Origin of the sequence: Paracoccus seriniphilus (assembly GCF_028553745.1) — a bacterium.
Lineage (GTDB): Bacteria > Pseudomonadota > Alphaproteobacteria > Rhodobacterales > Rhodobacteraceae > Paracoccus > Paracoccus seriniphilus.
In genome coordinates this window covers 1689399-1701416 of the sequence record NZ_CP067129.1, presented here as the reverse complement: position 1 = coordinate 1701416, position 12018 = coordinate 1689399, and the positions used below count along the sequence as shown (strand labels likewise).

12 protein-coding genes are annotated in these 12018 nt (G+C 61.5%); 10 read left to right on the top strand and 2 right to left on the bottom strand.

Going from position 1 to position 12018, the window contains the following annotated elements; translation table 11 throughout:
- Nucleotides 1-16: 16 nt before the first annotated feature.
- The 6 genes from JHW44_RS08305 (at nucleotide 17) to JHW44_RS08280 (ending at nucleotide 6796) form a co-directional block, all read left to right on the top strand.
- Entirely contained in the window at nucleotides 17-274 is a 258-nt protein-coding gene (locus JHW44_RS08305) for a DUF4212 domain-containing protein (RefSeq protein ID WP_089343409.1), read from the top strand.
- A gap of 13 nt (nucleotides 275-287) precedes the next feature.
- The gene (locus JHW44_RS08300) at nucleotides 288-2099 is read left to right on the top strand and encodes a sodium:solute symporter family protein (RefSeq protein ID WP_089343410.1); all 1812 of its coding nucleotides are present in this window, start codon (nucleotides 288-290) and stop codon (nucleotides 2097-2099) included.
- Nucleotides 2100-2176: 77 nt separating this feature from the next.
- Nucleotides 2177-3988: a putative nucleotidyltransferase substrate binding domain-containing protein gene (locus JHW44_RS08295; protein WP_089343411.1), complete on the top strand. Its 1812-nt coding sequence runs from the start codon at nucleotides 2177-2179 to the stop codon at nucleotides 3986-3988.
- Nucleotides 3985-4485 carry a hypothetical protein gene (locus tag JHW44_RS08290; protein WP_089343412.1) on the top strand — a complete coding sequence of 167 codons (501 nt, stop codon included), beginning with the start codon at nucleotides 3985-3987 and terminating at the stop codon, nucleotides 4483-4485. The genes JHW44_RS08295 and JHW44_RS08290 overlap by 4 nt, the downstream gene beginning before the upstream one ends.
- Nucleotides 4485-4853, top strand: coding sequence for a response regulator transcription factor (locus tag JHW44_RS08285; RefSeq protein WP_089343413.1), 369 nt, complete (start codon nucleotides 4485-4487; stop codon nucleotides 4851-4853). The genes JHW44_RS08290 and JHW44_RS08285 overlap by 1 nt, the downstream gene beginning before the upstream one ends.
- Entirely contained in the window at nucleotides 4850-6796 is a 1947-nt protein-coding gene (locus JHW44_RS08280) for a 3'-5' exonuclease (protein WP_089343414.1), read from the top strand. Before JHW44_RS08285 ends, JHW44_RS08280 begins: the two co-directional genes overlap by 4 nt.
- On the opposite strand, the gene JHW44_RS08275 is transcribed toward JHW44_RS08280, so the two are convergent.
- Nucleotides 6793-7242 carry a hypothetical protein gene (locus JHW44_RS08275; protein ID WP_089343415.1) on the bottom strand — a complete coding sequence of 150 codons (450 nt, stop codon included), beginning with the start codon at nucleotides 7240-7242 and terminating at the stop codon, nucleotides 6793-6795. The two genes, JHW44_RS08280 and JHW44_RS08275, sit on opposite strands and share 4 nt — an antisense overlap.
- A complete protein-coding gene (locus tag JHW44_RS08270) occupies nucleotides 7239-7952 on the bottom strand; it encodes a GntR family transcriptional regulator (RefSeq protein WP_089343416.1) in 714 nt (237 codons plus the stop codon). The genes JHW44_RS08275 and JHW44_RS08270 overlap by 4 nt, the downstream gene beginning before the upstream one ends.
- A 118-nt stretch (nucleotides 7953-8070) precedes the next feature.
- Here JHW44_RS08270 and JHW44_RS08265 point away from each other — a divergent pair, with 118 nt between their 5' ends.
- The 4 genes from JHW44_RS08265 to JHW44_RS08250 all read left to right on the top strand — a co-directional run bounded on the left by JHW44_RS08265 (nucleotide 8071) and on the right by JHW44_RS08250 (nucleotide 11925).
- A complete protein-coding gene (locus tag JHW44_RS08265) occupies nucleotides 8071-9420 on the top strand; it encodes a glutamine synthetase family protein (protein ID WP_089343417.1) in 1350 nt (449 codons plus the stop codon).
- Nucleotides 9420-10742, top strand: coding sequence for an NAD(P)/FAD-dependent oxidoreductase (locus JHW44_RS08260; RefSeq protein ID WP_089343418.1), 1323 nt, complete (start codon nucleotides 9420-9422; stop codon nucleotides 10740-10742). Before JHW44_RS08265 ends, JHW44_RS08260 begins: the two co-directional genes overlap by 1 nt.
- Before the next feature lie 434 nt (nucleotides 10743-11176).
- Nucleotides 11177-11449 (top strand): hypothetical protein, encoded by a 273-nt coding sequence (locus tag JHW44_RS08255; protein ID WP_089343419.1) that lies wholly within the window; start codon nucleotides 11177-11179, stop codon nucleotides 11447-11449.
- Nucleotides 11450-11523: 74 nt separating this feature from the next.
- Nucleotides 11524-11925 carry an ArsR/SmtB family transcription factor gene (locus JHW44_RS08250; RefSeq protein ID WP_089343420.1) on the top strand — a complete coding sequence of 134 codons (402 nt, stop codon included), beginning with the start codon at nucleotides 11524-11526 and terminating at the stop codon, nucleotides 11923-11925.
- The last annotated feature ends 93 nt before the right edge of the window (nucleotides 11926-12018 follow it).

The window sequence follows — 12018 nt, the reverse complement described above, 5'->3', positions numbered from 1 at the left end:
GGAGGGTTCTAAGGACATGAGTGACAGACAATCTTCAAATGCCTATTGGCAGGCCAATCTCAGGATCATCTGGATCTGCCTCGCCGTCTGGGCTTTGGCATCCTATGGTTTCGGGATCATCCTGAGACCGCTGGTATCCGGCATCAAGATCGGCGGGACCGATCTTGGATTTTGGTTCGCGCAACAGGGTTCGATCCTTGTCTTCATCGTGCTGATTTTCACCTATGCGGCACGCATGAACAAGTTGGATCGTGACCATGGCGTGGATGAGTGAGGAGAACTGATCCATGAGCCAGTTTACACTGAACCTGATCTTTATCGGTCTGTCCTTCGCGGTCTATATCGGTATCGCGATCTGGGCACGCGCCGGTTCAACGGCTGAATTCTATGCTGCGAACAGGGGTGTCAGCCCCGTGATGAACGGCATGGCGACGGCTGCCGACTGGATGTCGGCCGCATCATTCATCTCGATGGCCGGCCTGATCGCCTTCACCGGCTATGACAACTCGACCTACCTGATGGGCTGGACCGGGGGCTATGTGCTTCTGGCGATGCTGCTTGCGCCCTATCTGCGCAAATTCGGCAAGTTCACCGTGCCGGAGTTCATCGGCGACCGCTTCTATTCGAAAACCGCGCGGATCATCGGTGTCATCTGCCTGCTGATCATCTCGATCACCTATGTGATCGGTCAGATGACCGGCGTCGGCGTCACCTTCTCGCGCTATCTGGAAGTGTCGAACTCGACCGGCCTGTGGATCGGCGCGGCGATGGTGTTCTGCTATTCCGTTCTTGGCGGGATGAAGGGCATCACCTACACGCAGGTTGCACAATATGTCGTGCTGATCATCGCCTATACCATTCCGGCGATCTTCATTGCACTGCAACTGACCGGCCATGTGCTGCCCCAGACCGGGCTGTTTGGCACGCTGAATGGCACCGACACCAAGTTCCTGGCCAAGCTGGACCAGGTGGTGACGGATCTGGGCTTCCGCGCCTATACCGAACATCACTCGTCGACGCTGGACATGGCCATGTTCACGCTGGCCCTGATGATCGGCACCGCGGGTCTGCCCCATGTCATCATCCGCTTCTTTACCGTGCCGAAAGTGTCGGATGCGCGTAAATCGGCGGGCTGGGCGCTGGTCTTCATTGCCCTGCTTTACACGGTTGCTCCTGCTGTCGGTTCGATGTCGCGGTTCAACCTGACCGCAACCATGTGGCCGGGTGCCCTGACGGGCGACACTTACAGCCAGCCTGCGGTTTCGCTGGATACCATCGAAAACGCGGAAAGCACCCAGTGGATGCGCAACTGGCAGGTGACCGGGTTGCTGAACTGGGAAGACAAGAACGGCGACGGGCTGATCCAGTATTATAACGAAGCTGGCAGCGAAAGCGAACCGCTGGCCTCGGCCATCGCCGAGCAGAACCTGCAGGGCAACGAGCTGACCACCGTCAACCGTGACATCATGGTTCTGGCCAATCCGGAAATCGCAAACCTTCCCAGCTGGGTGATTGCCATTGTTGCAGCGGGTGGTCTTGCGGCTGCTCTGTCAACCGCGGCAGGCCTGCTTCTGGCGATCTCGGGTGCCGTCAGCCATGACCTGGTGAAGGGGTCGCTCAACCCCAATATCAGCGAAAAGGGCGAACTTCTGGCCGCGCGCATCTCGATGGGTGTGTCCATTCTGGTCGCCACGATCCTGGGGCTGAACCCACCGGGCTTTGCCGCACAGACCGTGGCCCTGGCCTTTGGCCTGGCAGCCAGCTCGATCTTCCCGGTCCTGATGATGGGTATCTTCAGCAAGCGCATCAACAAAGAGGGTGCCATTGCAGGCATGCTGGCCGGCATCATCGCGACGCTGCTGTATATCTTCACCTACAAGGGCTGGTTCTTCGTCTCGGGCACCAATTTCCTGGAAGATACGGCTGCCAACTGGCTGTTCGGCATCTCGCCCGCTTCCTTCGGGGTGGTCGGTGCGCTGATCAACTTCGGTGTGGCCTTCCTTGTGTCCAACGCAACGGATGAGCCGCCGGTTGAAGTGCAGGAACTGGTGGAATCCATCCGTGTTCCGCGCGGTGCCGGTGGAGCTTCGTCTCACTGACAAGACAGGCCGCGCCCCCGCAACGGGGCGCGGCCATCCACATCTGGAATTGCTGAATTTTGGGGGGAGTGCCGGAAATGTCTGATACGACCGATTTCATCGCCACCGTCCATCCCTATGACAGCCTGCCGCGCAACGAGCTGGTCCGACTGGCCGGTTCCTTCTGCTGCAGGGATTACCCCGCCGGGGCAACGATCTACCGTTTCGGCGAGAAGCTTGCCGGACTCTATCTGATCCGTTCGGGGCGGGTGCGTGTCAGCGATTGCAATGGCGATCCGGTGTCGGAATTGCAGCAACGCAATTCCTTTGGCGAACGGGGCCTGTTGCAGGGTGGCACGGCCATGACCACCGCCAGCGCCGCCGAGGATTCGACAATCCTGATGCTGCCCCGGGACGAGGTCCTGCGGCTGATCGAAAGCTATCGCAGCGTTGCCCGCTTTTTCGCGCGGGGACGGAATGCCGTGGATCGCGGCGCGGATATCGCCCTGCTGAAGGTCGAGGAACTGCTGGGAGAGGGCGGTCCGCTGTCCTGTTCCGCCGAGACACCGATCAATGAAGCCGCGCGGATGATGCGCGATGCCCGGGTCAGCAGCATCGGCGTGACCGAAGGGGAACGGCTGATCGGCGTGCTGACCATTCGCGACATGTCCAACCGGGTCGTGGCCGAGGGGCGCGATACGCGCGATCCGGTCAGCTCGGTGATGACTGCGGATCCGGTGACCTTGCCACCCACGGCCCTGGGCCATGATGTTCTGAACATCATGTCGAAACGGCATATCGGACATCTGCCCGTGGTCGAGGATGGACGCTTCATCGGCATGATCAGCCAGACCGATCTGACGCGTGTTCAGGCCATCAGCTCTGCCGGATTGATCCGTGACGCGCTGCAGGCCGGGACGGTCGCCGATCTGGCCCGTGTGACCGGCGGCATTCCCGATCTGCTGGACCGACTGGTGCAGGCGCATCAGAGGCATGAGGTGATCACCCGGATGATCACCGACATCGCCGATGCCGTGACGCGCCGCCTTCTGGACATGGCGCAAGAAAAACTTGGTGTGGCGCCCACAGGCTGGCTTTGGGCTGCCTGTGGTTCGCAGGGGCGGCAAGAGCAGACCGGCGTCAGCGATCAGGACAATTGCCTGATCCTTGAACAGGGAAGCGATCCCGCCGATCCCTATTTCAAGGCGCTGGCCCGCTTTGTCAGCGATGGGCTGCATGCCTGCGGCTATATCTATTGTCCCGGCGACATGATGGCGACCAATCCGCGCTGGTGTCAGCCGCGCGAGGTCTGGCAGGGCTATTTCCGCGACTGGATCGCAAATCCCAGCCCTGAGGCGCAGATGCTGGCCAGCGTCATGTTCGATCTGCGTGCCATTGCCGGCGATGCCGCGCTGCTTGCCGATCTGCAACAGGATACGCTGCAAATGGCCTCGAAGAATTCGATCTTCGTGGCCCATATGGTGTCCAACTCGCTGAAGCACCGGCCGCCGCTGGGTCTGATCGGCGGTTTCGCGACGATCCGATCCGGCGATCACAAGCATCATATCGACATGAAGCACAATGGCGTGGTGCCGGTTACGGATCTGGCGCGTGTCTATGCGCTGCAGGGCCGGCTGACCTCGGTCAACACGCGCGCGCGGATGGTGGATGCTGAAGCCAGGGGCGTCATCTCGGGCAGCGGCGCGCGCGATCTGATTGCCGCCTATGATCTTATTCAGACGATGCGGCTTGAGAATCAGGCCCATCTGATCAGGGCAGGACGACAGCCGGACAATTATCTGTCCCCCTCGGATCTGCCCGATCTTGAACGCAGCCATCTGCGCGATGCCTTCGTGGTGGTGCGCAGCATGCAATCGGCCATGGGCCACGGGAAGGGAATGTTGGGATGACCGGAGTTGGTGTCGAGGTCCTAGGGGTTGTGGCTGTCGGAATCGGCGCGGCGGCGGTGCTGTTTGCCAGCTTCCACGCTTTGCGCAAGGCCGGGATCGAAATTCCGCGCTGGCTGCTGCCGGCGGGTATCGGGCTTGCCATGGTCAGCTATTCGATCTGGAGCGATTACTCCTGGTATGGGCGCGCGGTTGATCGCCTGCCTGCCGGGTCTGAAATCCTGCTGGTCGGCCACAAGAAACAGGCATGGGCCCCATGGACCTATGTGTTCCCGGTGGCGGTGCGCTTTGCCGCCTTTGATCCCGCCACGATACAGGATGACAGCGATGGGGTCCGGCACGGGCAGATCATGCTGTTCGAACGCCGCGGTCAAACCCTGATCGTGCCGCAGGATTTCGATTGCCAAGGCAGCCGGATCCGTCGCGCGGGGGCTGACTGGACGACGGCGGATGAAAGTGATCCGGCCTTTCTTCGGGTCTGTAGTGGGGCAAGGGGCTGATGGCAGCAATTCTGGTCGTCGAGGATGAAGACAACATTGCCGTCGCGCTGGATTTCCTGCTGACGCGCGACGGCCATCAGCATGAACGTCTGGCGACCGGGGCGGGGGCCGTCGAGAAGATACGGGAAACGCGACCCGATCTTGTGTTGCTGGATGTCATGCTGCCCGATGTTTCCGGCTATCAGATCGTGCAGGATCTGCGCGCCGATCCGGCGCTGAAGAATGTGCTGGTCCTGATGATGACCGCGCGGGGGTCCGTGGTGGAACGGCGCAAGGGGCTGGCGCTGGGGGCGGACGGCTTCATTGCCAAACCCTTTGAACTGTCCGAACTGCGTTCTGAAATGGCAAGATTACTGGACGGAAGATGATCAGCGACCGGCCATTGCGACTGCGGATATTGCTGCTTTTCGCGGCCCTGGCGGGCGCGGTTCTGGCGGCAATCCTGGCGGCTTTGGTGATCGCGGGCTGGCGGATGTCCTTATCGGGCGTGGCCGCGACAGCCATTGTGGATGCGCTGGCCTTGGCCGCGCTGATTGCCGGTCTGGGCTGTCTGGGCGCAACGGCCGGCATCTGGATGCTGTTTGACCGCTATCTTGCCCGCCCGATCGAGGCACTGGCGGGCGGCTTGCGCACCGGGCAGGCCCCCGAGGAACCCGACACCCGCTATCTTGCCGATCTTGGACCCGCCGTACGCGAGGCCGCCCAGGCCCGCGCACGTGCCGCCGAGGCCCTGTCCCGCGCGGTCGAGGAACATGCCAGCGAACTGGCCCATGAAAAGGAAACGCTGGAGAACATTCTGGCCGATTTCGGCGCCGGAGCCGTCATGGCCGATGCCCATGGGCGGATCATGTTCTACAACTCTGCTGCCGCGCGGCTGCTGCGCGGCATTGCTCTTGACCGGCGGCTGGATCGCTACATTTCCTCGGGGGCGATCGAGGCGGCCTCGGCGCGCTTGGCTGCAGGGGTAGATGCGACCGATCTGGTCTGTCTGACCGCCGATGGCGAACGCATGAATGCGCGCATGCGCCGCGTCGATGACGGCATTCTGCTGATCCTGCGCGACCGCACATCCGCCGCCGCCGTGCCCCGCGACAGGCTGGAGGCGCTGCGCCGTCATGCCGCGACACTGGTGCCGATGCTGGACGCGCTGGAGGGGCCGATGCCGCCTGAACTGGCCCGAGCCATCCAGCATGAGGGCCGGGGCCTGGCCCGGGAAACCAAGGCGCTGTCCGAGTTGCTGTCGGGAAAAGGGCCGACAGGACGGGCACGTCTTGTCGAACTGGCCGCCGGGCTGTCCAGCGATGCCGCCTTGCCGAATTTGGTTGTTCTGGCCGATGCGGGAGAGATGAATGCGCTGTTGCGGCATCTGGACAAATCACTGCGCGACGAAGGGCTGACCCCGGCATTCGACATCCTGCTGGAAGATCCGGCTGAACCGCATCTTTGCCTTGTCTGGTCGGGAAATCCGGTGCCCATGGCGTGCCTGGACGAATGGCTGTCCTATGCCCCCGATTGCGCCCAGCCTGATCTGAGTGGCGCTGATATCCTGGCCATGCATGGCACCGGCATCTGGTCCGAGGCCGTTTCCGGGGAACAGGCCCGACTGGTCCTGCCCTTGTTGCTGGCCGAGGACGGGCATCTGCCGGCTGGGCTGACCTATGATTTCGCGCTGGGGAAACGCGCTGTCGCTGCCTCGCGTCTGTCTGATCTGACCTGTGTCGTCTTCGATACCGAAACCACCGGTCTGGATGTCACCGATCGCATCGTTCAGATCGCCGGGCTGCGCATCGCCGGAGGACGCCTGACCGGGGAAAGCTTTGACACGCTGGTCAATCCGGGGCGCGAGATTCCACCCGGCGCGACTGCGATTCATCATATCACCAACGAGATGGTGGCGGAGGCACCCGATGTCTGCGCCGCCGTGACCGCCTTTCACCATTTCACGGCCGAAGCGGTGCTGATCGCCCATAATGCGCCCTTTGACATGGGGCTGCTGCATGCGATCAGGGATGAGACCGGCGTGCATTTCGAAAACCCGGTTCTGGATACGGTGCTGCTGTCGGCAATGGTTTGGGGGCAATCCGCCGATCACAGCCTTGATGCGCTGGCCGAACGGCTGAGCATCGAAATCCCGCCCGAGGCCCGCCACAGCGCCATGGGTGACACCATTGCCACTGCCGAGATATTCCTTCGCCTTGTTCCCGCGCTGGAGGCCAAGGGGATCGAAACCTTCGAAGATGTCATTCAGCGCGCCCGGCAGTTTCGCAACCTGATTGCCGATGCCAATCAGGCCGCGCCAAAATCGGGTTAGAGTGCTATTTCCGGCGCGTCAGGGTTGATCGGGACCGTCGGGGGGGCTTCGGGTGGCACCATGTCCTGCAGGCTGTCCCCCAAGGGCGGCGGCGGTGGCGCGCCAGGGCGGCGACGGATGATGATGTCGCCATTTTCCAGCCGCTGGGGCATTTGGTAGTTTTCCAGATCATCCACCAGGACCGACAGATCTTCCAGCACCGGCGCCATGCGTGACAGCCCCCCCGACATGTCTTCACCCAGACGGTTCAGGTCGGGGCTGATGTCCTCGATGAAATTCCGCATGAACCCCTCCAGCGCGCGTCCGATCGGGTCGTTGCGGTCATCCGGCATGTCCTGACCCAGCACCGGCAGGGTCGTGGACAGGATCAGCAGGGTGGCGAGGATCTGGCGTTTCATCATCCGGTCAGGATGGGCGCAAGCGATGGCGCAGGCAATAGGCTTCATGTTTGCCGCGTCTGAATTCCGCCCGGAAGGGGGCCTTCCTTTTCCAGTATCTGCCGACCCAGACGCAGGACTCCATCCCGGATGTCGCTTTCCAGAGCTCGGCACAGGCCTGGCCGGTCACGTTGTTGCAGTGCCTTCAACATCGCCTTGTGGTGGTCGATCTTGTTGATGGCCTCGATCTGTTCGACGACCTGACGCTGAAAGGGGCCAAGCTGCAACCAGATGCTTTCGATCAGGGGCATGCTGGCGTGATCGGGGTTCAGGCGATAGAGTAAACGGTGAAAGCCGTGGTTCAGCCGGGTCAGGGCATCAAGATCGTGACAGCTGATGGCTTCATCCATCCGGTCGTCCAGCGCCCGCATCTCTGCGATGGCGACATCGGAGAGATAGGGAAATGCGCGTGTCACCGCGTGACGTTCCAGGGTGATGCGCAGTTCGACCAGATCCTCCAGCCGTCCCGCGGTCATATGCGGAACCCGCAGGCGGCGGTTGCCCAGCACCTCGATGGCATTTTCCGAAGACAGGCGCCGCACGGCCTCGCGGATCGGTGTCGGACTGAGGTCCAGTTGCTGGGCAAGGCCACGAAAGGTCAGTGCCGTGCCGGGGCGAAAGGCACCGACCATGATGGCATTGCGCAGGTGCTGATAGGCATATTCCTGGGTCGTCACGGCGTCGTGGTCGGGCAGGGAAGGGATGGGCCGTTGGGACATTTCGGGCACTGTTTCGTCTGCATGAGGGAATGTCGCCCAGAATGGCCCGAGAGCACGCTTGACTCAAGGTAAAAAACTATCACATATAAAGAAATTATATCACATTTTGGGTGTTCCGATGGACGTCGAGGAAGCGGCCGCATGGCTGAAGGACTGGCCGGAAATTCAGACCATCTTTGCTTGTATCTGTGATCTGAACGGGGTGATGCGTGGCAAGCGCGTTCCCATTGATCAACTGGACAAGATACTGAATGGCGAATTGCGGATGCCTCTGTCCCTGCTGGGTATGGATATCTGGGGCGAGGATATCGTCGGCAATGAACTGGTCTTTGATACCGGGGATGCGGACGGGCTGTGCGATTTCACCGGCCGCGCACCCAGTCCCGTGGGCTGGACGACGCGCCCGGCGATGTTCGCGCAACTGTGGATGCGGCAAGAGGATGGCACGCCATTCACCGGCGACCCGCGACGCGCGCTGGCGGCGGTTTCGGACCGTTTCAAGGCGATCGGACTGACGCCCGTGGTCGCCACGGAAATGGAATTCTATGTTGTCGATCCCAGCAAGGCCGCGCCGCAGCCGCCCTGTTCGCCGATCACCGGGAAACGGCTGGATTCCGACGGGGCGTTGTCTCTGGACGAACTGCAGCATTTCGATGCCTTCCTGAATGATGTCTATGACGGTTGCCGTGCCCAGGATATTCCCGCGGATTCCGCCATTTCGGAAAACGGGGCAGGGCAGTTCGAGATCAACCTGCTGCATGTCGCCGACCCGTTGCGCGCTGCCGATGATGCGGTGTTGTTCAAGCGTCTGGTGCGCGGCATCGCCCGCAAGCACGGTTTTGCCGCCACATTCATGGCCAAACCCTATGGGGATCGCGCCGGATCGGGGATGCATGTGCATTTCTCGCTGGTTGATGATGAAGGTCGCAACGTCTTCGACGATGGCGGTGAACGGGGCACCGATCTTCTGCGCCACGCGGTGGCCGGGCTGATCGAGACCATGCAGGAAAACACCCTGGTCTTTGCGCCGCATGAAAACTCGTTCCGCCGCCTGTTGCCCGGTGCGCATGCGCCTGCGGCTGTCGCCTGGGGATATGAGAATCGCACCGTTGCCATTCGCGTTCCCGGCGGTTCGCCCAGGGCACGCCGGATCGAACATCGCGTCGCGGGGGCCGATGCCAATCCCTATCTGGTTCTGACCTCGATCCTTGGCGGTGCGTTGCTGGGGATTGAAGGAAAATGGCAGCCGCCGGAGCCGGTTGAGGGCGATGCCTATTCGCTTGATCTGGACACGTTGCCGCCAGACTGGGCTTCGGCCATCGAGGCTTTCTCGCGCGGACCGCGGGTCGAGAAGATCTACAGCAAAAGGCTGAAACGCATGTTCGTGCAGTGCAAACAACAAGAGCTGCGCCGCTTCACCAGCCATGTCACCGATTTCGAATATCACAGCTATCTGGAGGCGGTTTGATGAACGCCCAATCGCAATCCCGGCACCACCCCTATGCCGGGACCGGTGAACATACGACCAGCTATTATGCGGCATCGGCAAATCCTTCACCCCGGCGTCCGGCTCTTGAAGGTGATCACGACACCGACATCTGTGTGGTCGGTGCGGGCTATTCCGGCCTGTCGACGGCGCTGCATCTGGCCGAAAAGGGCCATCGCGTCACCATTGTCGAAGGGGCGCGCATCGGCTGGGGTGCCTCGGGGCGCAATGGTGGCCAGATCGTCAATGGTCTGAACGCCAGTCTGCAAACCATCGGGCGCCGCTATGGGCAGGACACCGCCCGTTTCGTTGCCGGACTGGTTCAGGAAGGCGGCGAAATCATCCGCGAACGTGTCAGAACCTATGACATCAAATGCGATCTGAAGGACGGTAATGTCTTTGCGGCGCTGACAGACAAGCATCTGCGCGATCTGGAAGAGCGCAAGGCGCTTTGGGAAAGCTATGGCCTGCGCAATCAGCGGATTCTGGATCGCGACGAGATGCGGGAACACGCGAATTCTGATCTGTATACGGGCGGCCTGCTGGATGTGAGCGGTGGCCATATGCACCCGCTCAATCTGGCACTGGGCGAGGCGGCGGCCTTTGAAAACCGTGGCGGAACCATCTTCGAGATGAGTCCGGTCATCTCTGTCGTCCATGACGCCGCGCGACCCGTCGTGCGCACGGCCCAGGGGCAGGTGACCTGCAAGACACTGGTGCTGTGCGGGAATGCCTATCTGGGCCATGTCGTGCCCGAACTGGCCCCGCGTGTCATGCCGGTCTCGACACAGGTCATGGCGACCGAGCCCCTTGGCGAAGCGCTGGCGCGCGAGTTGATGCCGGCGGATACCTGTGTCGAGGATGTGCGCTATATTCTGGACTACTACCGGATGTCTGCCGATCACCGGCTGCTGTTCGGTGGTGGCACGGTCTATGGCGGTTCCGATCCCCGGGACATCAAGGCCAAGCTGTGGAAGAACCTTCGCAAGGTCTTCCCGCAGCTGGAGGGTCGGCGCATCGATTACGCATGGTCGGGGAATTTCGCATTGTCGTTCTCTCGCGTGCCGCAGATGGGCCGGATCGGGTCGAATACCTATTTCGCGCATGGCTATTCCGGACATGGGGTGACCGGATCCCATACCTTCGGGCGCATCCTCTCCGAGGCGATCGATGGGGATGTCAGCCGTTTCGACGTCTTTGCAAATCTGCCATGGATTCCCTTTCCCGGAGGGCGCACATTCCGCGTGCCCTATTCGGTCATCGGATCCTGGTGGTATGCGCTGCGCGACCGGCTGGGCGTCTGAACGGCTTGAACCCTGTCTTGCTGGGGCCCGCAGGAAAGCGGTTCGCAAACTTGCCCGTAGCCCAGGCTTGTGCGGGTGACTGGTCGATCGGACAGTCACCCGTTTGTCTTTTGACGATTGGCGCAGCATTGCAAAGGGCATCCGCCCCGCGCTGAAATACGGTGAGGTCGCGTTGCTCGCCCAAATGGGGGCGCAACCTGCGCGGCTTCACGACACCGCACGCGCCAGGGCCATGTGTTGAAACGCCCGTTCAGGGTTGTTTTATATATGCCAATATGCGCTAATATGCGTATATTGATCGCAACTGAATGGGCACAAGATGCCAGACAATCCATGGGCAATCGCCCTTCAAGAGTTCCTGCCTGCCGGAGGGGCGCTTGTCATCACGATTGCCTGACGGTTTCACGAAAAGCAGCAAGACGGATGGCCCGGGCATGAAAATCCACACCCTCTTGTCCCTTTGTCCCTACACGCATCTCTGGCGAACCGGGAAGCGGCTGGTGGTCGAACGAAAGCTGCCCGAGTCCGCCCGAACGGGGGTCTGCATCATCCTGCTGGGGCTGTTCTGCCCGTTTTTCTGGATTGCTCTGCTTACCGGAGCAAGCCGGGGCGAATTGCTGTTTCACGCAACCCATTCGGGCGTGGTGATGCTGATCGGGGTCATCATGGTGCTGGTCGCTCTGGTCAGGGAAGGGGGCGGAGGCTGAAGCCACCGGGTTCGCGTTGTCGTTTGCCAAGGGCTTGGCTAGTCTCGGGTCCATGATCGCCAGGAGGGGACGGGATGGATGACCGCTATGTCGAAGCGCTGAAGGCCATAGCCGAGCCCCACCGGCTGCGGCTGTTCTGGCTGCTGTTACAGATCAATGAACGCATCTGCGTCGCCGAGGCGATGGATGTGCTGGGTGAGACGCATTACAACATGTCGCGCAACCTGAAGACCCTTCAGAGGGCGGGTCTTGTGCGGGCCGAGAAGGACGGCAGATGGGTCTTTTACACGCTCGAAGCGGCAAAGGACGCATTTCATCGCAGTCTGACCGATTCCGTGCGCGCCATTCCCGCGCATGAGTTCGAGGACGAGATCAAGCGATGCCGCCTGCGCCTGAGCTTGCGTCAGGACGGCCGCTGCGTCGTCGGCCCGGGAAGCCCTGAATGGGAAGACATCTGGAGTGCCGAAACGCGATGAGCCGTTTTCCGGCGCGGGCGATGTGACCAGACAGGCGTTGTCGGTCGGCAACGGTTTCGGGCAACCCGGAGTTTTTCGCTGTCAGGTTATCCC